Annotated in this window: 21 protein-coding genes; 12 read left to right on the top strand and 9 right to left on the bottom strand. The window is 64.9% G+C overall.

Annotated features, from left to right (window positions below):
- Positions 1 to 162 precede the first annotated feature (162 nt).
- Positions 163 to 1,785 carry a sensor domain-containing diguanylate cyclase gene (locus IB236_RS15405; protein WP_192421377.1) on the top strand — a complete coding sequence of 541 codons (1,623 nt, stop codon included), beginning with the start codon at positions 163 to 165 and terminating at the stop codon, positions 1,783 to 1,785.
- Between the two features lie 63 nt (positions 1,786 to 1,848).
- Here the strand turns inward: IB236_RS15405 and modC are convergent, their stop codons facing one another.
- From modC to modA, 3 genes are read right to left on the bottom strand one after another with little or no spacing between them, the layout of a single operon-like run.
- Positions 1,849 to 2,937 (bottom strand): molybdenum ABC transporter ATP-binding protein, encoded by a 1,089-nt coding sequence (gene modC, locus IB236_RS15400; RefSeq protein ID WP_192421376.1) that lies wholly within the window; start codon positions 2,935 to 2,937, stop codon positions 1,849 to 1,851.
- On the bottom strand, positions 2,934 to 3,617 hold the full coding sequence (modB, locus tag IB236_RS15395) for a molybdate ABC transporter permease subunit (RefSeq protein WP_192421375.1): 684 nt from the start codon (positions 3,615 to 3,617) through the stop codon (positions 2,934 to 2,936). Before modB ends, modC begins: the two co-directional genes overlap by 4 nt.
- Positions 3,618 to 3,656: 39 nt before the next feature.
- Positions 3,657 to 4,424 (bottom strand): molybdate ABC transporter substrate-binding protein, encoded by a 768-nt coding sequence (gene modA / locus IB236_RS15390; RefSeq protein WP_192421374.1) that lies wholly within the window; start codon positions 4,422 to 4,424, stop codon positions 3,657 to 3,659.
- A gap of 95 nt (positions 4,425 to 4,519) precedes the next feature.
- Between modA and IB236_RS15385 the strand changes: the two genes are divergently transcribed.
- Entirely contained in the window at positions 4,520 to 5,272 is a 753-nt protein-coding gene (locus tag IB236_RS15385) for a TOBE domain-containing protein (RefSeq protein ID WP_099730281.1), read from the top strand.
- Positions 5,273 to 5,320: 48 nt separating this feature from the next.
- Here IB236_RS15385 and IB236_RS15380 read toward each other — a convergent pair whose 3' ends face one another.
- Positions 5,321 to 5,656 (bottom strand): DUF2845 domain-containing protein, encoded by a 336-nt coding sequence (locus IB236_RS15380; protein ID WP_233193749.1) that lies wholly within the window; start codon positions 5,654 to 5,656, stop codon positions 5,321 to 5,323.
- Between the two features lie 200 nt (positions 5,657 to 5,856).
- Between IB236_RS15380 and IB236_RS15375 the strand changes: the two genes are divergently transcribed.
- The 5 genes from IB236_RS15375 to IB236_RS15355 all read left to right on the top strand — a co-directional run bounded on the left by IB236_RS15375 (position 5,857) and on the right by IB236_RS15355 (position 11,112).
- Positions 5,857 to 6,582: a response regulator transcription factor gene (locus tag IB236_RS15375; protein WP_056744825.1), complete on the top strand. Its 726-nt coding sequence runs from the start codon at positions 5,857 to 5,859 to the stop codon at positions 6,580 to 6,582.
- Positions 6,583 to 6,638: 56 nt separating this feature from the next.
- Positions 6,639 to 7,976, top strand: coding sequence for an ATP-binding protein (locus IB236_RS15370; protein WP_244303714.1), 1,338 nt, complete (start codon positions 6,639 to 6,641; stop codon positions 7,974 to 7,976).
- Between the two features lie 177 nt (positions 7,977 to 8,153).
- Positions 8,154 to 9,239 (top strand): ABC transporter ATP-binding protein, encoded by a 1,086-nt coding sequence (locus IB236_RS15365; RefSeq protein ID WP_099730279.1) that lies wholly within the window; start codon positions 8,154 to 8,156, stop codon positions 9,237 to 9,239.
- Positions 9,240 to 9,298: 59 nt separating this feature from the next.
- A complete protein-coding gene (locus tag IB236_RS15360; protein WP_056744831.1) occupies positions 9,299 to 10,006 on the top strand; it encodes an HAD family hydrolase in 708 nt (235 codons plus the stop codon).
- Positions 10,007 to 10,155: 149 nt separating this feature from the next.
- A complete protein-coding gene (locus tag IB236_RS15355; RefSeq protein ID WP_056744833.1) occupies positions 10,156 to 11,112 on the top strand; it encodes an AEC family transporter in 957 nt (318 codons plus the stop codon).
- 27 nt (positions 11,113 to 11,139) lie between these two features.
- Here IB236_RS15355 and pdxH read toward each other — a convergent pair whose 3' ends face one another.
- Positions 11,140 to 11,781: a pyridoxamine 5'-phosphate oxidase gene (gene pdxH, locus IB236_RS15350; RefSeq protein WP_192421373.1), complete on the bottom strand. Its 642-nt coding sequence runs from the start codon at positions 11,779 to 11,781 to the stop codon at positions 11,140 to 11,142.
- 116 nt (positions 11,782 to 11,897) lie between these two features.
- Between pdxH and IB236_RS15345 the strand changes: the two genes are divergently transcribed.
- From IB236_RS15345 to IB236_RS15330, 4 genes are all read left to right on the top strand, one after another.
- Positions 11,898 to 12,470 carry a TetR/AcrR family transcriptional regulator gene (locus tag IB236_RS15345; RefSeq protein ID WP_056744837.1) on the top strand — a complete coding sequence of 191 codons (573 nt, stop codon included), beginning with the start codon at positions 11,898 to 11,900 and terminating at the stop codon, positions 12,468 to 12,470.
- A 146-nt stretch (positions 12,471 to 12,616) separates the two neighbouring features.
- Positions 12,617 to 13,078, top strand: coding sequence for a (2Fe-2S)-binding protein (locus IB236_RS15340; RefSeq protein WP_192421372.1), 462 nt, complete (start codon positions 12,617 to 12,619; stop codon positions 13,076 to 13,078).
- A gap of 15 nt (positions 13,079 to 13,093) precedes the next feature.
- A complete protein-coding gene (locus tag IB236_RS15335; protein WP_192421371.1) occupies positions 13,094 to 15,376 on the top strand; it encodes a xanthine dehydrogenase family protein molybdopterin-binding subunit in 2,283 nt (760 codons plus the stop codon).
- A 196-nt stretch (positions 15,377 to 15,572) separates the two neighbouring features.
- The gene (locus tag IB236_RS15330; protein WP_056744843.1) at positions 15,573 to 15,908 is read left to right on the top strand and encodes a hypothetical protein; all 336 of its coding nucleotides are present in this window, start codon (positions 15,573 to 15,575) and stop codon (positions 15,906 to 15,908) included.
- Positions 15,909 to 16,768: 860 nt separating this feature from the next.
- On the opposite strand, the gene IB236_RS15325 is transcribed toward IB236_RS15330, so the two are convergent.
- The 4 genes from IB236_RS15325 to IB236_RS15310 form a co-directional block, all read right to left on the bottom strand.
- Positions 16,769 to 17,209, bottom strand: coding sequence for a hypothetical protein (locus tag IB236_RS15325; RefSeq protein WP_056744848.1), 441 nt, complete (start codon positions 17,207 to 17,209; stop codon positions 16,769 to 16,771).
- Positions 17,210 to 17,493: 284 nt separating this feature from the next.
- Positions 17,494 to 17,733, bottom strand: a complete 240-nt coding sequence (locus IB236_RS15320) for a hypothetical protein (protein WP_353937056.1) — start codon at positions 17,731 to 17,733, stop codon at positions 17,494 to 17,496.
- A gap of 2 nt (positions 17,734 to 17,735) precedes the next feature.
- Entirely contained in the window at positions 17,736 to 18,149 is a 414-nt protein-coding gene (locus IB236_RS15315) for a hypothetical protein (protein WP_056744850.1), read from the bottom strand.
- A 610-nt stretch (positions 18,150 to 18,759) separates the two neighbouring features.
- Positions 18,760 to 19,995, bottom strand: coding sequence for an alpha-hydroxy acid oxidase (locus IB236_RS15310; protein ID WP_192421370.1), 1,236 nt, complete (start codon positions 19,993 to 19,995; stop codon positions 18,760 to 18,762).
- A gap of 119 nt (positions 19,996 to 20,114) precedes the next feature.
- On the opposite strand from IB236_RS15310, the gene IB236_RS15305 reads away from it, so the two are divergent.
- Positions 20,115 to 21,014 carry a LysR family transcriptional regulator gene (locus IB236_RS15305; RefSeq protein ID WP_192421369.1) on the top strand — a complete coding sequence of 300 codons (900 nt, stop codon included), beginning with the start codon at positions 20,115 to 20,117 and terminating at the stop codon, positions 21,012 to 21,014.
- The last annotated feature ends 6 nt before the right edge of the window (positions 21,015 to 21,020 follow it).

The following is a 21,020-nucleotide window of genomic DNA, read 5'->3' as shown; positions in this document are numbered from 1 at the left end:
GATCCGTCAAGGCGACGCTGTCTCAGTCCCGGTGATGGCGCGCAACCGATTCGGAAATGGGATTGGCACCGCAGCAGGCCGCCCAACGCCGGGTTGCGCGACGCGCGAAGGACTTGTTCGGCGCGTCCCTGCATGAATCTGACCCATTTGCAATAGCCCTGCATGCCCATCACTCCCACGCCGTCCGCAAACCTGTTGCAACTGCTTCCTGAGGCGGTGGTGCAGACCGATGCGCTGTGGGAGATCACGTATCTGAACCCGGCGTGGCACAAGCTCACCGGCCACTCGGTGGCAGCGGCGCTTGGCAGGTCTTTGCTGGAGTTCGTGCATCCCGACGACATTGGCACCATGCGCTCGGGCATGCCGGTGTTCCGCTTGCGCTTTGCCGACGCGGACTACCGCTGGGTGCGTTTGCAGTTCCACCCGGAGACGGATGCGGCAGAGCGGGTGATCAGCCGCCAGGGTGTCCTGATCGAGATCACCGAGGTCACCGAGCAGGTGCTGGTGGAAATTCGCCAGCGCTTTCTGCGCTTGCTGGAAACCATTGATGGCGTGGTGTGGGAGGCTGAAATCGGGGTGGGCAATACCTTTCTGAGCCCTCAGGTCGAACGCTTGTTCGGCTACTTCGTCGAGGAGTGGCGGGCTGACCCGGGCTTCTGGAGGGCGCATGTGCATCCCGATGATCTGGAGGAGGCCTTGGTGATCGACGATGCCGCCTACAACGCCACGCACAGCCATGCCTACGAGATGAGCTACCGGCTGATTGCCAAGTCGGGCAAGGTCGTGTGGGTGCGTGACCTGTGCCGCGCAGTGGTCGAACCGGGTCGCCCGAACCGCATGATCGGCCTGATGATCGATGTCACCCAGCAGAAGAACACCGAACTCGATCTGTTGCGTTCGGAAAACCGCTATTCGCTGGCGACCCGCGGATCCAATGACGGCATCTGGTATTGGGACTTGCGAACGGACGCCCTGCATGTGTCCGGGCGCTTTCTCCAGATCGTCGGGCTGGGTAGCCGCGATCATGTGTACGACGGAGGCTGGCGCTTTCTCGAGCAACTGATCGATCGCGAGGATCGCGCTCGCGTGCAGGAGGCCTACCGCAGACATCTGTCCGGAAACAGCGCGAACTTTTCGGTGGACTTCCGAGCGTTCCACGGGGCTGGGCGGCTGGTGTGGGTCAATTGGCGCGGGCTCGCCGAGTTTGAAGACGGTGTTCCCATGCGCATGGCGGGATCGTTGAGCGATCTGGCCGAGCGTGGCAGCTCCTACGACGCACTGACCAACTTGCCCGGCCGGCCGTTGTTCCGCGATCGCCTCGCACAACTCATCGCGCTGCACCAGAACGATGGGGTGAACGGTGATGGCGAGCCAATACGCGCTGGGGCCACGATGTTTGCCGTGCTGCTGCTGGACCTCAACGGGTTCAAGGCCGTCAATGACTGCTACGGACACCATGTGGGCGACCAGCTATTGCAACAGGTGGCGCGGCGGCTCGAATCCTGCGTGCGGGCGGTGGATCTGGTCGCCCGCATGAGTGGCGACGAGTTCAATGTGCTGCTGGAGTCCATTGACCCCGCTGAAGCCAGCCAACGGGCAGAGCAGATCGCCGCCGCCCTTGCCGCGCCCTATGTGATCGGCGAACACACCGTGATCAGTGGCGCGAGTGTTGGCTTGGCCACCAGCGCATCCAGGCTGGCGACGGTCGACGACTACCTGCGCGCGGCAGACACCGCCATGTACCAGGCCAAAAGTCAGTCATTGGGCGTGTGCGTGGCCCCATAAGGCGTCGTGGCCACGCCCTGCGAGGGCGTGCGGATCCGGGCTGCAGGGCCGCAGGTGGGCACCTCAAGGAACAATCGCCACCGATTTGACCTGGGCCCACACCGCGCTGCCGGGCACCACACCCAGCGCATGCAGGGACCGGCGGGTGACCCGCGCGAGCAGAAAAGACTCCCCACAGCGCAGCCGCACCAGCGCCTGCGAGGGGTGGGCGTCGGGCGCGACCGAGTCGATCACGCAGGGCAGGTGGTTCTGGATGCTGGTCTGCGTGGGCTCCTGCACCGTCAGGCTCACGTCGCGGGCCAGCACCCGCAGCCGCACCGCCTGGCCAACGGGCAGGCCGCTGTCGCGCAGCCACATGGCGCCACCGGCAAAGCCCACGCGCGCCAGGTGCCAGGCCGTGTCCCGCTCCAGCACCTGGCCGCGCAGCAGCGCGCCCGCGTCGTCGCCCAGCACCATGGGCAGGTGCACCGACGACAGCACCTGGTCCACCGGCCCGGCGGCCTTGACCTGGCCGCCCTCCAGCACCACCAGGTGGTCGGCCAGCCGTGCCAGTTCGTCGGCAGAGTGCGTGACATACAGCATGGGGATGTGCAGCTCGTCGCGCAGGCGCTCCAGCCAGGGCATGATCTCCTGGCGCCGCGCCAGGTCGAGTGCGGCCATGGGCTCGTCCAGCAGCAGCAGGCGGGGGGAAGTTGCCAAGGCACGGGCAATGGCCACCCGCTGGCGCTCGCCGCCCGAGAGCTGGCCGGGCCGGCGCTGCAACAGACGGCCGATTCCCAGCAGTTCGATGGCCGTCTGCAGCGTGGCCTCGGCCTGCGCAGACCGGGCGCGCTTCAGGCCATACCGCAGGTTGCCCAGCACGTCCAGGTGCTCGAACAGGCTGGCCTCCTGGAACACGTAGCCCAGCGCCCGCTGGTGGGTGGGCAGAAACACCTGGGTGGCATCGTCCTGCCACACCTCGCCAGCCACCACCACCAGGCCGGGGTGCGCGCGCTCCAGCCCCGCCACGCAGCGCAGCACGCTGGTCTTGCCCGAGCCCGAGACACCAAACAGCACCGTGATGCCGCTGCCGGGCAGGTGCAGGTCCACGGCCAGTTCAAAGTCGGCACGCGGCAGCGCAAGCCGGATGCGCAGGTCGCCGGGCGCACTCATGGCAGCACCCGCGAGCCACGGTTCTTGAGCAGCGCCAGGCACAGCAGCACCACGAACGAGAACAGCACCATGCCGCCCGCCAGCCAGTGCGCCTGGGCGTATTCCATGGCTTCCACATGGCCGTAGATCTGGGTGGAGACCACCCGTGTCTTGCCCGGGATGTTGCCGCCAATCATCAGCACCACGCCAAACTCGCCCACGGTGTGGGCAAAACTCAGGATGGCTGCGGTGAGCAGACCGGTGCGGGCCTGCGGCAAGGCCACCGTGAAAAACGCATCCACCGGGCTGGCCCGCAGGGTGGCGGCCACTTCCATCGGGCGGCGGCCCATCGACTCGAAGGCATGCTGCAGCGGCTGCACCGCAAACGGCATGGAGAACACCACCGACCCGATCACCAAGCCCGTGAAGGTGAACGACAGCAGGCCCCAGCCCATGGCCTGCGTGAACTGCCCCAACGGCCCGGCAGGCCCCATGGCAACCAGCAGGTAAAAGCCGAGCACCGAGGGCGGCAGCACCAGCGGCAGGGTCACAAAGGCGCCCACGGGCCCCTTCCACCACGACTCGGTTTGCGACAGCCACCAAGCCAGTGGCGTGGCGATCAACAGTAGCGCTATGGTGGTGAGGGTGGCAAGCTGCAGGGTCAGCCAGATGGCTTGCAGTGCTTCAGGGCCGAGGGGCATAAAGGAAAAGGGCGGTGGCGGGGATGGGGTGTGAGTATCTCAGTGCTCGTAGCCAAAGCCGCGAATGACCGCGCGCGCCTTGTCTCCCTTAAGGTATTGCAGCAATGCTGCCGCTGCGGCGTTGCCCTGGCCCTTGGTCAGCAGCACGGCGTCCTGGCGCAGCGGTGTGTAGAGCGCTGCAGGGACGGCCCACACCGAGCCCTCCACCAGGCGGCCATCGGTCATCACCTGCGATAGGGCGACAAAGCCGAGCTGTGCATTCTGGGTGGCAACGAACTGGTGGGTCTGGGCAATGTTCTCGCCCTGTACAAATTTGGGCCGCAGGGTGTTCAGCACGCCCAGATGGGTCATTACCTCCACTGCGGCAGCACCGTAGGGGGCGAGCTTGGGGTCGGCCAGCGCGATCTTGTCGAAGGTGCCGGATTGGAGCACCTGGCCCTGTGCATCTACCAGGCTGGGCTGCTTGCTCCAAAGGGCCAGCTTGCCAATGGCATAGGTGAAACGGCTGGCATCCACCGCCAGGCCTTCCTTGGCGAGCCTGGCCGGGGTTTCATCATCGGCGGACAGCAGCAGGTCAAACGGCGCACCGTTCTTGATCTGCGCATAGAACCGCCCGGTGGAGCCAAAAGCCAGCGTGGCTTTGTGGCCGGTGTCCTGCTCGAACAGGCGGGCCATCTTTTGCATCGGGGCTGTGAAGTTGGCGGCCACGGCCACCGACACCTCACCCGCTTGGGCCGAAACCGCCACCGCCAACGAGGCGGCCAGGGACAACAGGAAACGCTTCACGACAATCTCGCTATTCTTCATTGGAATAGCGGGACTGTAGCATGTCAGCTACTGCGCTATTCCATTGATGAACAGCGATGCCTCAAGCGTCTGTACCACCCAGTTAACATGCCCGCATGAGCAATTCTTCACTGCCACTGGCCGAGGTGCTGGGCCACGAGGCCACGGACAAGCGCATCGACATCCTGCGCCGCATTGGCGAGGTGGGCTCCATTTCCGAGGCGGCGCGGGGCGCGGGCGTGAGCTACAAGGCCGCCTGGCAGGCACTGGAGACGCTGACCAACCTGGCCGGGGTGCCGCTGGTGGAGAAGGTGGTGGGCGGCAGCGGCGGCGGCGGGGCCGCGCTCACCCCAGCCGGCCAGCGGGTACTGCAGGCGGCCCATGCGCTGGCGGATGCACGCCAGCAGGTACTGGGCCGATTGAAGAGCGACGACGACGCAGCGACCGGCCGCGCCGCACTGGCGCTGCGCACCAGCATGCGCAACCAGTTTCCTTGCACCGTGGGCAAGGTGCGGGCCGTGGGAGGGCAGGTGCGTGTGCAGCTGCTGCTGGCGGATGGGCAGGCGCTGCATGCGTCCATCACGCGGGTCAGCGCCCAGTTGCTGGGTTTGAAGGCAGGGGTTGGTGTGCTGGCGCTGTGCAAGGCGACGGCGGTTCAGGTGGCCCCGGCCCCTGGCAGTCCCGCAGGCAATGCCATGGCCGGGGTGGTGCGGAGCGTCGCTCGCGGCGCCGCCCCCGAGGTGGTGCTACAGCTGCCCAGCGGCATCCAGCTGGTGGGCTTTGCCGCTGAAGGAGCCAAGGTTCGAGCGGGCCAGCAAGCCACGGCGGTTTTTGACGAATCCAGCATCGTCATCGCCGCGGCTTCCTGAGGGTTGAGGGCCTTCCAGCGCATTGGACAGGCGGGCCAGCACGCCCCGCTACCTGCTGCGATCGCCGTCGCGCACGGATTCGATCGTGCCGTTGTAGATGCGAACCACCCCCAGGAAGGTGCCTGGCCCCCGGTCGTACGTCCACTCTTCCATGGGCACACACTGGTTGGCCAGCACCGCTGCGGGACTGCCCGGGCGGTAGGGCGTCACCACCCAGCCCAGCTGCAGCATGGAAACGCACACGCCCTGGCGGTAGATGGGGTCACCACATTTTTGCAGCAGCGTCACGGGAGAGTCGCCTTTGCCCACCAGTGATCCATTGCAGCGCAGGGACTGCGAGGCCTGGGCCGGCAGCACCGTGCACAAGGCCAGTGCGGTTGCCACCAGCTGCAAGGTCCTTTGATGAAGGCCTGGCAGCGCTGTCTGGTTCCGGAGGTATCTCATGGAGGCGGTTTCGAAAATACTGCGCATTACTGTACAGCGGCACAGCCGTGGAGGGGTGTGCACCGCCTTTCGCTTCGCTTTCATCGCCTGTCCGTAGAAGCACAGTGGCCCCAGCCCGCCACAGGCGGCATGATCGGGGGATGAAACTGCTGTTGGTCGAAGACGATTTTGATCTGGCCGGGGCCCTGAGCCGCAGTCTGGTGGCCCGTGGGTTTGAGGTGTTGTGCTGCGCCGATGGCAAGGAGGCCCTGGCGGCTGCGCGGCGCACCGCGTTTGACGTGATCACGCTCGACCTGTCGCTGCCGGGCCTGGACGGGCTGGAGGTGCTGCGGCGCCTGCGCGATGGCGGCAGCACCACACCGGTACTGGCGTTGACGGCCCGCGCTGCCGTCACGGACCGGGTGGCAGGACTGGAGGCCGGGGCCGATGACTACCTGGCCAAGCCCTTTGACCTGGATGAGCTGGTGGCGCGGCTGCGGGCCCTGACGCGCCGCGTGGGGCGCGACGGGCAGTTGCGCTGCGGGGCGCTATACCGCGAGCCGGGCAGTGGCGTGTTCTACAACGATGCCTTGCCGCTGGAGCTGTCGCAGCGGGAGTCCGAGCTGCTGCGGCTGCTGATGTCGCGCGTGGACCGGGTGGTCAGCAAGGAAGAGCTGCGCACCCAGGTGTTTGCCAACACGGACGAGCAGGTGCAAGCCGACGCGGTGGAAGTGGTGGTGCACCGGCTGCGCAAGAAGCTGGTGGGCACCAACGCCGAGATCGTGACCTTGCGCGGCGTGGGTTACCTGCTGTGCGATGCCGACAGCATGGCCGCCCACAAGACGGACAAAGCCGACAAGTCCGATAAGGGCGGGGTGGCCCGGTGACGCTGCGGTGGTGGCAGCGGCGGCCCTGGCGGCCGCGGGGCGGCTCATTGCAGCGGGTGCTGCTGGTGGGCTGGCTGGTGCCGCTGTGGGGGCTGGTGGCCGTGATCTGCGTGGTGCAATGGACCTATCAGGTGCAGCATGACGCCACCGCACAAGATGAGGCCTTGCGCCAGGCGCTGGCGCACTGGCCTGCAGATCTATCAGCAGAGCCCGCCGCCTCCCTGCGTGCCCAACCCGTGCCCGGTGTCTGGTACCGCGAGAGCAATCTGGACGGCGAACGCCTGGCTGGCAGCGCCGATCTGCCGCGCGTGCCTCCCACCGAGGTGGTGCGTGACCCCGGTGCCGTGCACTTCTACCTGGCGCAGGTCGGGGACCAACTGGTGCGGGTGGCAGTGACCCTGTACCAGCCCACCGGGGTGAAGGAGGGGCAAGCCGTGGCTGCGCCCGTGGTGCGCCAGGCGGCGCGCCCGCTGGGCGAGCGCCTGCCGGGTGCGCGCCGCCTGCTGGGCGGTGGCTCGGGCCTGTGGTGGGTGGTCCTGCTGGCACTGGCGATGACCACCGTGGCGGTGCTGCTGGCGCGGGCGGCATCGGGCTGGTTGCGGCATGCGGATGTGTCGCTGATGCGGCCGCCCAGCGGCGACGTTGTGGGCACCGCAGGCCGCATCTACGAAGGCCCGTCGGAACTCGCTCCGGCCGTGCAGCATTTTGCCGAGCTCCAACACAGTCAGAGCCGCTGGATCGAGGAGCAGCGGCGCTTTCTGGCGGATGCCACCCACCAGCTGCGCACCCCCATGGCCGTGCTGCGCACCCAGCTGCAGGCCGCCATGGCGGGTGACATGCTGGTGGGCGATGCGCTGCAGCAGATGCTGCATACCGTGGACCGCGCCTCGGGCCTGGCCAACCAGTTGCTTAGCCTGAGCAAGGTGGAGCAGCTCAAGCGCATGGGCGAGCTGCCCATCGTGGACCTGAACGCGATTGCCCGCGAGGCCGTGATGGAGCTGGCACCGCTGATTGCGGCCAAACGGCTCGACTTTGCGCTGGAGGGCCCTGACACGCTGTGGGCACCCGGCGACGCAGCGCTGCTGGGCGAGCTGATGCGCAACCTGCTGGCCAACGCCATCCACCACACGCCCACCCATGGGCGGCTGGGTGTGCTGCTGCGCGACAGCACCGGGCGGCGCGAGGTGCTGGTGTGGGACGAGGGCCCCGGCATCGACGACGCCGTGCGGCAGCGACTGTTCCAGCCGTTTTCGGCGGGGAAGGGCGGGGTGGGGCTGGGGTTGTCCATCTGCCGGCAGATTGCCGAGGCGATGGGCGCCCAGGTCACGCTGTTCAACCGCATGGACGCGGGGCATGTCATCGGCGTGGATGCCGTGGTGGCCTGGGAAAGTTGATATGAAGCCCCTCTGTGTCGCCTGCGGCGCCTTCCCCCCTGGGGGACGCAGCCCTCGCTGCGGGGCGGCCCTTGCTCGGCTGCTCTGGCGCAGGGCGCGCCGGTTTCATGGGGCCCGTTGTCGTTCATTGAGCTTCCCATCGGCCTTAGACATGGCAGTCGCCAAAACGTACGCACCATGACGAACTCTGCGGGCCATCACGGCATTGAATTCAGGGATGTGTGCAAGCGGTATGGAGCATCGCCCGGCGCCCCGCTGGTGGTGGACCACATCAGCTTCAGCGTGCCGCGCGGCACGCTCACCACCATCCTTGGGCCGTCGGGCTGCGGCAAGACGACCACGCTGCGCCTGATTGCCGGGCTCGAATCTCCCACATCGGGCCGCATCTTCATCGACGGGCATGACGTGACCCCCCTCGGCCCGGCGCAGCGCAACGTGAGCCTGGTGTTCCAGAACTACGCGCTGTTTCCGCACATGAATGTCATCGACAACGTGGTCTACGGCCTGCATTTGTCGGGCCTGGGCAAACAGCAGGTGCGCGACAAGGCGCGTGCCATGCTCGACACCGTGGGCCTGCACGGTCTGGACCAGCGCAGGCCGCACGAGTTGTCGGGCGGGCAGCAGCAGCGCGTGGCCCTGGCCCGCGCGCTGGCGCTGGAGCCTGCCGTGCTGCTGTTTGACGAACCCCTGTCCAACCTGGACGCCCGCCTGCGCCGTTCCATGCGCGAGGAAATCCGGGCCCTGCAACAGCGCCTGAAGCTCACCGTGGCCTATGTCACCCACGACCAGTCCGAGGCCCTGGCCGTCAGCGACCAGATCGTGGTGATGGACCGGGGCGCCATCGCCCAAAGCGGCGTGCCCAGCGCGCTGTACGAGCAACCGACCTCCGAGTTTGTGGCCGGCTTCATGGGCGAGGCCATGCTGTTCGCGGCCCAGAACCACGCGCCCAGCCCGGGCAGCAATGCAGCCACCGGGTATGCGCAGCTGGGCCCGCTGCGTGTGCCGTCACCCGCCGCACTGTCCGCAGGCCCGGTCAAGATCGCCGTGCGGCCTGAGGCCTGGGTGATCGGCCCGGCCACATCGGCGGGCCTGGCCGCGCGGGTCACCCGCTGCACCTATCTGGGCAGCGTCATGGAATACACCTTTGCCAGCGCCCTGGGCGCCATTTTTGTGGTGTCGCCCCTGGTGGAGTTGCCGCTGGATGTGGGGGCCCCGGTCAGCCTGACGCTGGCAGACCACGGGGTGTCCGTCGTGGCCGGATGAGGCGGGCGACGTTTGCCCGTCACGCGCCACGCCGTTCACTGATACTTTTTTGATGAGCGATGCCCTTGGACTACACCGTTGCTGTTTTTGATCTGGACAACTGCCTGATGGATGCCCGGGCGGTGGGGCCCTTGTTCGAGCCCGCTTTCGAGGCTGTGCGGCAAGCCAACCAGGGCGCGTTGAGCCCGGACGCCCTTGAGCAAGCGCTGCAGGCCTGCTGGTTCACCGCGTTCGACCTGGTGGCTGAGCGCCACCATTTCACGCCCGCGATGCGCGCGGCGGGGTGGCAGCAGTTCAGCCAGATGGAGGCGAAGGCGCCGTTGCGAGGCTACGCCGACATCGAACTGCTGCCCCGCATCCCGCTGCGGCGCTACCTGGTCACCAGCGGCTTTCGGCGCCTGCAGGACAGCAAGATCGATGCGCTGGGAATCCGCCCGTGGTTCGAACAGGTGCTCATCGACGCGATTGACGCACCACCCACCGACGCCGCGCATGGCAAGCAGGCCATTTTTGAGCAGATCCTGGCCCGCGAGGGCTGCGCGCCCCGCCAGATGCTGGTGGTGGGCGACAACCCCTTGTCCGAACTGTCGGCCGGGCGCGCCCTGGGGGCCACCACCGTCCAGACGGTGCGGCCGGGGGTCGAACCCTGGCCTCTGGCCGACCACCGGGTGGAGGGGCTGCAAGGGCTGCTGGCCCTGCTGTCGGAGGATGCGCCCCGCGCCGCGGCAGATACGCCCCCAGCGGGCCCAGGCCGGGGAATTGAATGAAATCGGCGTCAAGCGCTAGTGAAATATGCGCTAATAGCTATTGAATATGTAGCAAGAATTGGGAGTGCGGTGGGCGCAGCACGCCGAGTCGACAGGGATCATGGGAGACAATCGGCGCCCACCTTTGCCGACCTGGCGCGCTTTTCTCCGTGAACTCTCCTGTCTTCACCTCGCTGATCCCCGTCATCCTGTTCATCGCCATTGGCTTTTATGTGGGGCGGCGTGGCTGGATTCGTGCCGAATCCGTCAAGGACCTGGCCAACCTGGTGTTCATGGTGCTCACGCCCGCGCTGCTGTTTCGCACCATGAGCACGGTGCACATCGAAGACCTCAACTTCGGCCCCGTGGGCATCTACTTTGTGGCGTTTGGCGTGGTCTACGCGGCCACGCTGGCGGTGCAGGGCTTCAACACACTGGGCGCCGCCCGGGCGCTGGCCAACACCTTCAGCAACACGCTGATGATCGGCGTGCCGCTGGTGGGCCTGGTGTTTGGCGATGCGGGGCTGGTCACGCTGTTCACCCTGATCTCGGTGCACTCGCTCATCCTGCTGACTGCGGCCACGGTGGTGTTCGAGCTGGCGGCTGCACGCGAACATGCCGGGCGCCCAGGCGGCGTGCAGCAGCCCATGTGGCGCACCGTGCTGCAGGCCATCCGCAACGGCATCGTGCACCCCGTGCCGCTGCCCATCATTGCGGGTCTGCTGTTTGCACAGACGGGACTGGTGGTGCCCGAGGTGGTGGGCAAGCCCCTGCAGCTGCTGGGCCAGGCGCTGGGGCCGATTGCGCTGCTGCTGGTGGGGGTGACGCTGGCGTTCACCAAGGTGGGCCACCAGTTCAAGGCTGCGCTGCGCATTGCGCTGGTGAAATGTGTGGTGCACCCGCTGGTGCTGGCCAGCATGGGCTGGGCGCTGGGCCTGTCGGGCATGCCGCTGGCCGTGATGATCGTGGCGGCATCGCTGCCCGTGGGGGCCAACGTCTTCTTGTTCTCCCAGCGCTACCGCGTGGCAGAAGAAGAGGTGACCGCCAGCGTGGCGGTGTCTACCGCGCTGGGGCTGGTGACGATGCCGGTGGTGATTGTGGCGGTGACGCGCTGGGTGGCGGGCTGAGCTAACGGCCCAGGGCCCTAGTTCAGGTCAGGGCGCCAGCCGCTCCCGCACCCAGTCGCTGCCATCGAGGCGGTAGCGCAGCCGGTCATGCAGACGGCTCTTGCGCCCCTGCCAGAACTCCCACTGGTCGGGCTTGAGTCGGTAGCCGCCCCAGTGTGGAGGGCGGGGCGGTTTCAGCATGAATTGCGCCCCGTATTTGGCCGCGTTGGCCACCAGCACGCTGCGGCCTGAAATGACCTGGCTTTGGGGGCTGGCCCAGGCGCCGATGCGCGAATCCAGGGGGCGGCTGCTGAAGTATTCGTCGCTTTCCTCGTCGCTGACCTTCTCCACCACGCCTTCGATGCGCACCACACGCTCCAGCTCCACCCAGTGAAACTGCAGCGCTGCAAACGGGTTGCCCGCAATCTGGCGGCCCTTGCGGCTGTCGTAGTTGGTAAACCAGACAATGCCGCGCTCGTCATAACCCTTGATGAGCACGATGCGTGTGCTGGGTCGCAGGTCGCTGCCCACGGTGGCCAGGGTCATGGCGTTGGGCTCGGGCACTTCGGCGCTGATGGCTTCTTTGAGCCACTGGTCAAACTGCTGCAGGGGGGCGGCGTGCGAGGCGTCTTCGTTGAGTTCGGCGCGCTCGTAGCTCTTGCGGAGGTCCGCGATGGAGTTCGTGGTCATGGCCACGATTGTGCATCCCCCGTACCATGGTGCTTTGCGCTAGGGCATGGCGCCGTAGTCATGCGCACGGGCTTTGGTGGTGATCGAATTTGTGTTCGCTTATATTCCTGGTTCCGATGAAACCCAAAGATGACGAGAAACAGCGCGCCATTGCCCAGGCCACCTTTGAACTGGTGGCCCAGCGCGGCCTGAGCGGCCTGACCCTGGCCGACATTGCCCGGGCAGCGGGTGTGGCCACGAGCACGCTGTACGTGTACTACCCGTCCAAGGACGAACTGATCAGCCAGCTGTACCAGGATGCCAAGACCGTGACGGCCGCGCGCATCATGAGTGGGATAGAACCTGGCATGCCCTACCGCGCACGGGTGCGCCGCGCCTGGGGTAATCTGCTGCGCCATCGGCTGGACCAATACGCCGAGGTGGTGTTCCAGGAGCAGTACTACAACTCGCCCTGGTTCACCCAGGGCAACCGCGAATTTTCGACCCGGCTGATGGCGGGCTTTTTTGCGCTGATGGAAGAAGGCCAGCAGCAGGAGATCCTCAAGGCCGTGCCCATTCCGCTGCTCACGGCCAGCCTGGTGGGCTCGGTGCGGGAGACCGGCAACCTGATCCGTACCCAGGTGCTGCCCGATGACGAGGCCGTGCACCAAATGGCGTTTGGCCTGTGCTGGGACGCCATCAAGGCGTAAATCGTGCCGCTGCAGAAACTCGAATTTTGCGGTTTAATCGAATAGTTATTCTCTTAAAACAACAAAGCGGCTTGATGTCTGCCCGCGCCGCCCTACCGATTGCGCTGTGCTTTTGAGCGCTGACCTTCACCCCAAGGAGTCCCACGATGCCCACCCTCAATATCAACGGCAAAGACACGGCCGTGGATGCCGACGAATCCACCCCCATCCTCTGGGCCCTGCGCGACACGCTGGGCATGACCGGCACCAAGTTTGGCTGCGGCCAGGCGCTGTGCGGTGCGTGCACCGTGCACCTGAACGGCTCGCCGGTGCGGTCCTGCATCACGCCCATCTCGGCGGCGGCAGGCCAGAAGATCACCACCATTGAAGCCATTGCCGCCGACGACAAGGTGGGCAAGGCCGTGCATGCCGCCTGGGTCAAGCACGATGTGGCCCAGTGCGGCTACTGCCAGAGCGGCCAGATCATGAGCGCCACCGCGCTGCTCAAGGGCAAGAATAAGCCCTCCGACGCCGACATCGACGCTGCCATGGCCGGCAACGTGTGCCGCTGCGGCACCTACGTGCGCATCCGCGCCGCCATCCACGACGCTGCCAAGACCCTGGCCTGATTGAAGGAGACCACCATGCACTTCGAACCCCATGCCCTGCAGGGCCAGGCACAACATTTCATGCCAAAACACCTCCAAGCGCTAGTGGATAAAGCGCAGGGCGCTATGAATTCAGGAGCTTTTGATGCCTCGGAAGGTGTGGCTCGCCGCACCTTCCTCAAGGTGTCGGCTGCCTCGGGCTTTGCGCTGGGCGCGTTTCCCCTGGTGTCTGCTGCACAGGGCGCAGCCGCTGCGGCCCCCGCTGGCCTCAAGCCGCACGAACAGCCCTCTGCCTTTGTGCGCATCGATGCCGATGGCACCGTCACCGTCACCATCAATCGCCTGGACTTTGGCCAGGGCGTGCAAACCGGCCTGCCCATGATCCTGGCCGAGGAGCTGGATGCCGACTGGAGCAAGGTGCGCAGCGTGCACGGCGACGCCAACCCGGCCTACGCCGACCCCGCATTTGGAATGCACCTCACCGGTGGCTCCAACTCCATCAAGAACTCGTATACCCAGTACCGCGAGCTGGGCGCGCGCACCCGGGCCATGCTGGTTTCGGCGGCGGCCGCCCAGTGGGGCGTGGACGCGTCGGCCCTGCGCACCAGCAACGGCTTTGTGGTCGGCCCCGGTGGCAAGAAGCTGGGCTACGGTGCACTGGCCGAAGCCGCCATGAAGCAGCCCGTGCCTGAAAAGGTCGCACTCAAGGACCCCAAGCAATTCCGCCTGATCGGCAAGCCCACCGGGCGCCTGGATGCCAAGGCCAAGTCGAGCGGCCAGCAGGACTACGGCATTGACGTGCGCCTGCCCGGCATGTTGACGGCCGTGGTGGCCCGCCCGCCCGTGTTTGGCGCCAAGGTGAAGTCCCTGGACGACAGCGCCGCCAAAGCCATCAAGGGCGTGAAGGCCGTGCTTCGCGTGCCCACCGACCGGGGCGGCGAGGGCGTTGCCATCGTGGCCGACGGCTACTGGCCCGCCAAGCAGGGGCGCGACGCCCTCAAGGTGGAGTGGGACACCAGCGCGGTCACCAAGCCCGACACCGCCGCGCTGCTGGCGCAGTACCGCGAACTGGCCGCCAAGCCAGGCAATGTGGCCATGCAGGCCGACATGGCGCCGCTGGCGGGCGCACCCCACAAGATCAGTGCCGAGTTCGTCTTCCCGTACCTGGCGCACGCGCCCATGGAGCCGCTCAACTGCACCGTGAAGCTGGACGGCGACAAGGCCGAACTGTGGATGGGCACCCAGATGCCCGGCCTGGACGCGATGGCCGCCGCCAAGACACTGGGCCTGCAGCCGCAGAACGTGAAGGTCAACACGCAGATGGCCGGTGGCGGCTTTGGCCGCCGCGCCATCCCCACCAGCGACTACGTGGTGGAGGCCTGCGGCGTGGCCAAGGCGGCCCACACCGTCGGTATCACCGCGCCCGTGCGCACGCTGTGGAGCCGCGAAGACGACATCAAGGGCGGCTACTACCGCCCCATGCACGTGCACCGCGCCGAGATCGGCTTTGACGCCAAGGGCAAGATCCTGGCGTGGGACCACACCATCGTCGGCCAGTCCATCACCAAGGGCTCGCCGTTCGAGGCCTTCATGATCAAGAACGGCATTGACGCCACGGCCATCGAAGGCATGAAAGAGCCCTACGACGTGCCCATGAAGCTGTCGGTACACCACCCGGACGTGAACGTGCCGGTGCTGTGGTGGCGTAGCGTGGGTTCTACCCACACGGCCTACGCCATGGAGACTCTGATCGACGAAGTGGCCCGTACCACCAAGCAGGACCCTGTGGCGTACCGCCTGGCCCTGATGGGCGACAAGCACCCGCGCCACAAGGCGGCGCTGCAGCTGGCCGTCGCCCAGTCGGGCTACGGCAAGAAGAAGCTGGCCGCCGGCCGCGCCTGGGGCGTGGCGGTGCACGAGTCGTTCGAGTCGGTGGTGGCCTATGTGGTCGAGGCCTCCGTCAAAGACGGCACGCCCAAGCTGCACAGCATCACGGCCGGCGTGCATTGCAACCTGGTGGTCAACCCCAAAAGCGTGGAAGCCCAGGTACAAGGCGCCGCGCTGATGGGCCTGGGCACCTGCCTGCCCGGCGCAGCCATCACGCTCAAGGACGGTGTGGTGGAGCAGAGCAACTTCGGCGACTACGCCGTGCCCCGCATCACCGACATGCCGCAGGTGACGGTGCACATCGTGCCCAGCGCCGATCCGCCGAAGGGCATGGGCGAACCTGGCCTGCCACCGCTGGCACCGGCGTTTGCCAATGCCATCGCGCAGATCACGGGCAAGACGCCACGCGAGCTGCCGTTCAAGCTGGCTTGATAAAGCTTGTTGGAATAAGAGCGCCGGGTTTGGGAAAGCCCGGCGCTTTTTTTACGACCCATCCATCTGCTTCAGGTCGGTGTCCGACCATAGCATTGCTCTGGTTGTGTTTTGGCACGCAGCTTTCGGCCAGGAGCTGTCGCTCAGACGACTCATTTCACGTAATGCTCGCGGGTCGTGGATCAAGGAGGTTTCAATGCTGCAGCAATATGAAGAACTCGCAGTACTAGATCAGGGCGAGGATGGTGCAATCGTCTCGATTCGCGGCCAGGATGGCCCCTCGATTGTTTTAGGAGCGGGATATCTACATCACTTGGATAAAGTCTTGGCCGCCGCTATGTGTGACATCGAAGTAGGGGCGACGGGTCAAGGAGTTAAGTTGCTGTGCGCGGAGATTCACACCTTGCTTGCCGCGTATGAAGAGACCCAAAACAAGTTCTATGGCAAGGGGGCACCCAACTCTTCTCGCTCCATAGCAGAGGCCATCCGTGAGCTTCGAGAAATGCGCGAACAACTTGATCAGTTGCGTTAGGACGGGCCATAGAGAGCAGCACGATTGAATTGCAATCTAGTTCTCACTATCTGGAGGTGCTTTGGTGTCTGCCGTGGGCCTGATAGCGTCCTTCGCCGTCGGGCAGAATTCGGCCAGAAGCCGTCGGTCACCGTAGTTGAAAGCGGACGCTCAATGTTTGAGCTCAACAGTCACAGCAGGCGGTCCGTTGCAACGAAGGGTAAAACGCACATGGATAGACGCCTCCGATCAATTCCGCGGGGGGGTACGCGGCGCTGACTTCGGCGTGACGACCGTTCCATCGAACAGAACCACAGCTACCAGATCTGCGCCCCAGACCTTTTTTCCTGCGACTATGGGCTGAAATTCAACGCGGTAAAACCAACCGTCCTTGGTACCAGAGCCAGCTGCGGACTGCATCCGCAGATCTATCTGACTGACTGCCAGTTGTGTGAGTTCAGGGTGGCGCTTTCGCAGCCATAACTCACTGGCTTCTACAGCCTTCCCGACGGACAGCGGCGGTGGCCCGGCTGACGACGGTGTCCACTTAGGCTGTGCGTCCCACTTCTCGCGAGCTACCTCCCAATTCTGCATGACGTTGTCGCGGCCTTCGCCCAACAAGAAGACGGAACTAGGCTGCGCGCTGAGTGCGGCCGGTATCAACGCGATGAATAGGATCGCTCGAAGAATGTTGTGACTCATCTTGTCCCAAGTTGGAGGGGTCGCCGAAGGCTGCAGGTACTAACTCGGCAAACTATAGCTCGTCAAAGGCAGGCACATGAACCTAGACAGCGCGGTTTGGACTTCATACCAGCGGGGAGTGACCCACCGGCAGCTATGGGTGGTTTTGTAAACCGACGGTTTCGGGCCCTAAGCCGACATTAGGGCTTCCGATAGCGCTTGTGACGTTGGCGGTGGATTTGCAGATCGTCGGACATCGATTTCGCCCTTCCGGCGCCAAAGATGGAAACCCAGCCTGCAAACAGGGAAAGCCCTGCGGGGAGAAGAATCGCCGCGAGACCCATACCATCTCGCGCCAACTTGAAGGCCATCGCGGCAAGTACCAATGCAATGCCCCCAATCAGCAGGCGCCTCGCCCAAAGATATGTCACGTACATAAGGCGCTCTGCACCAGAGACAGGCTCGTTAGAGTCTAACTTGTCTTCAAAGAACGCCTGCCAGAAGACCCAGAAAATAATGGGAGCCAGCAGTATTGCGAAGAACGCTCTCTCCCCATCCATCAAAAGCCAGGCAGAGAGAGAGATCAAGACGATGCCTACTGCAATAAGAACTCTACGCTCCATAACTTGCCAACGCTCCATGCCTTCTCCTAAATGAATGGGTGAACGTCTGCTCTTAGCCGAAAGTACTCATTCGCGTGCGGACGCCCTATGTCCGCAATCAGCCTACAGCGGTATCCGATCTCTCTCAACACCTTTGTAATCCAGAAAATGAAGACGCTTCAATTGCCGTGCTTGGAAAGCATGCAAATCGGGGCAGGACCCGTGGCCAATTCTGCTTTTAGATTGCGGAGATTGTTTTGACAATCATCGCCTGTTGTGCGCGGTCGCCAATGGTGGGTGTTGCGCCATGTGCGTGGCGGCGTTCAATACTTTAGATTCACCCCCAGATCGCCCAGCTTTTTCGCAAAAGAGTCCCTGCGTTTTGCCGCCTTTGCCGCTGTTTCTGTGGCGGCTTGTATCGCCTTGGGGCCCTTGTTCGCAGCCGCTTGGATCAGTCCGAACTTGTGAGCGGCATCTGCCTCGGCCCGCTTGAATGTGGCAATCAGTTCAGCATGCGCAATGGTTGGATTCACATCGGCTCCCTTATCAATCAGCGCCGTCACGCTTAAATTTGGACGTTGGTGCGAAGCAAGGCCGTTTTCAATTCGCGCGTGGCCGGTTTGGAAATATCCACCTTTTGCACCGCCAGATCGAACGAAGAGCCTGGCTTGATGCTGGTGGGCAGTATCTTTTTGGCTGGAAGCTTGGCAGGGTAGGTGCCTTTACCCGGACACATGCGAACGGAAAACCCGAATTCTTCGAGCAGGCCTTTTGCATACAGCTCCGCCAATTGGTGAAACGATACGAAGGTGGAGCGTTTCACGTCTTTGAGTCCGGGCTGGCTGACGTCGCGAACGAGCTCGAATTTGCCCAGTGAATCGCGCTGTGTATCAGTGAAAGGATGCAGCAAGAAAGCCTGACGAACGCCATCCTTTTTAGACACCAAAGTGTGCTCGACGGCTATATCGATTAGCAGCATATTTTTTTATCTCCGCGAGTTGCAGTTTGCTTGGCCGAATCAGCTGGGGATCCTCTGCATGAATCGAGCGGTAAGTGTGCGCTGTGGATCGGGATGGGCTGCAAGGCGCAAAGCGCAGCAATAGCCGTAGCTATTGCGAGCATTTGCAACGCGGCAGACCGCCCGAGTCCGCAGATGCGCACGGCGCGGTGATTTGTTCAGAGGATCCCTGGTGCCACCCAAAGTCGCAGATTTTGTTTTCAAACCCAGTCACTGGGGTGCACGAAGCGGCCAAAAATCACCCGCGGGGCGAGGACTTTAACTGAAGGGCCCCCCATGGCAGTTCCATAGTGCGCGGCAAACGGAACGGTTCGGGTCAAAAACTGCCTGCCAATGGTGGTCGAGTGAAAGTTCGAAATCAGCCTGAGGCTGTCCGTGACGCTGCAGACCAACCCTATTGAATGAAAAGTGCTACTAGCGCTTTGTGGATAAGCGCTGGCAGCTATGAATTTTGAAGTGATCGACAGAGGAGCGTTGGCGGCGCTGCCATCACTTCATTTCAAACTGCGCTGATTGCACTTTGCTCCCCAGCTTGATCAGGCACCCGCAGTGAAGCGTGCGCCGCAGTCCTCTACGGTGCTCGGCGGTCCATGAGATGCTCTGGCCCCAGCGCTGCGCAGGAGGTGGCGCCCAGCATTGCCAAGTTGCGGTCCACCTCGGCGCGCAATAGATCGATGGCCGCTGTAACGCCTGCCTCGCCGTCCACTGCTGCTGCGTAGTTGAAGGGCCGCCCCACAAACACTGCCTGCGCGCCCAGCGCCAGGGCCTTGATCACGTCGGTGCCCCGGCGGATGCCGCCGTCCAACATTACGGTCATGCCGCTGCCAGCCTGCTCGGCAATGGCGGGCAGCACTCGCAGCGGGGCCACGGCGCCATCGAGCTGGCGACCGCCGTGGTTGCTGACGATGATGCCGTCCACCCCGTGCTGGCGGGCGAGGGCGGCATCCTGCGGGCTGAGGATGCCCTTGACGACCAGCGGGCCGCGCCACTGGCGGCGGATGTGGGCGATGTGGCTCCAGTCAAAGTGGTCACGCGCGGCAAAGTCGCGCTGTACACGTGAGGACAGGATGGGCGCGCCGCGCTCGGCAAACGAGTTTTCAAAATGCGGCATGCCGTGGTGTGCCAGCGTGCGCAGCAGTGTGCCTGCCAGCCAGCGCGGGCGCACCATGCCGTCCCACGCCAGGCGAAGGCTGGGGCGCAGCGGGGTGGAGAAGCCCGCGCGGATGTTGTTCTCGCGGTTGCCCGCCACGGGGATGTCCACTGTCACTACGAGGGTCTGTACGCCTGCCGCAATCACGCGCCACAGCAAGGCGTCGATGCGTTCGGGGGTGCCGGGCAGGTAGGCCTGGAACCAAGTGCCGGGGGCGGCGGCCATCACTTCTTCCAGCCGGATGAGCGAGCTGCCGCTTTGCACGGCCGGGATGCCCGCCGCTGCCGCCGCACGGGCGAGCACGATGTCGCCCCGGTAGGCCGACAGCGCCGCTATGCCCATGGGCGCGATGCCGAAGGGGCTGGCATAGCGCTGGCCAAACAGGGTTACGCCCTGGTCGCGTTGGGCCACGTTGCGCAGCACGCGGGGGACGAGGGCGATCTCTCGGAACGCCTGGCGGTTGTCGTCCAGGGCCAGGTTGTCTTCCGCCGCCCCGGCGACGTAGCCAAAGATAGGGCGGGGTAGCACGCGGCGGGCAGCGGCTTCAAAGTCGTCCAGCGACAGCAGATGGGACGTGCGGCCACTGCGATGCGTTCCGTTGAAGGCGCTCCAGGCATTGGTGGGGGGCTGTTGGGGCGTGGTGGAGGGGGTGGGCATAGCGTGACTCCAGGCAAGAGCTAACGAGGGCTGGAAAGCAGTGTCCTGAAACCGCAATAATCAAGAAAGCGAATTTATTGCTAATAATTTGTTCTCCAAATTGAAAATACATTCACGACATGACCCTTAAGCAGCTCGAAGCCTTCTACTGGGCCGCCACCTGCAGCAGCTTTGCCATGGCTGCGGAGCGGGTGCACCTGTCGGTGTCCTCCCTGTCTAAGCGGATCGCCGAACTGGAGGCATCGCTGGGTCAGGTGCTCTTTGACCGCGCCGGGCACCGCGCGGCTTTGACGGAGTCGGGCACGCGACTGCTGCCCCTGGCGGGCGCGTTGCTGCAGCAGGCAGACCGTTTGCAGCAGGACATGGGTAGCACCACCGGCCTGCGCGGCCCCTGCCGCCTGGGGGTGGGCGAGCTGACGGCGATCACCTGGCTGCCGCGCCTGGTGGAAGCCCTGGCGGCGGCGCACCCGGCACTGGAGGTGTCGGTGCACGTGGATGTGGGCGCTGCCCTGGCAGGGCGGTTGGACAAGGGCGAGCTGGATGTGGCCGTGATCGCCGGCCCCGCCAGCCGCAGCGCGCTCACCTCGGTGCCGCTGGCGCATGCGCGCTTTGCCTGGTGCGCTGGCCCTGGCGTGGCGCACGGCCTGCGCCAGATGGATGCCGATGCGATGCAGTCGCAACCGCTGATAACGCTGCCGCAAGGCTCGGGGGTGACCCACCTCATCGACGACTGGCTGCGGCAGGCCGATGCACGCCCCGCGCGCAGATTGGTGTGCAACCACTGGGGCGCCATCGTGGGCTTGCTGGCACAGGGCAGCGGCATTGGCCTGCTGCCCGAGGGCTGGGCGCAAGCCCTGCACGCCAGGGATGTGTTGCAGGTGTTGCCAAGCCCTGTGCCGCTGGGGTCGCTCGGCTATGCGTTGCACAGTCGGCGTGATGACCTGCGGCCGCTGGTGAGCATGCTGCACGGGCTGGCAGCGCAGCATGCGGATTTCACGGTGGCGAGTGGCGCGTTCTGAAGACTG

Origin of the sequence: Acidovorax sp. ACV02, from assembly GCF_014851475.1 — a bacterium.
Taxonomy (GTDB): domain Bacteria; phylum Pseudomonadota; class Gammaproteobacteria; order Burkholderiales; family Burkholderiaceae_C; genus Acidovorax; species Acidovorax delafieldii.
Note: the sequence above shows the minus strand (reverse complement) of the source record. Positions and strands in the feature narration are given on the sequence as shown.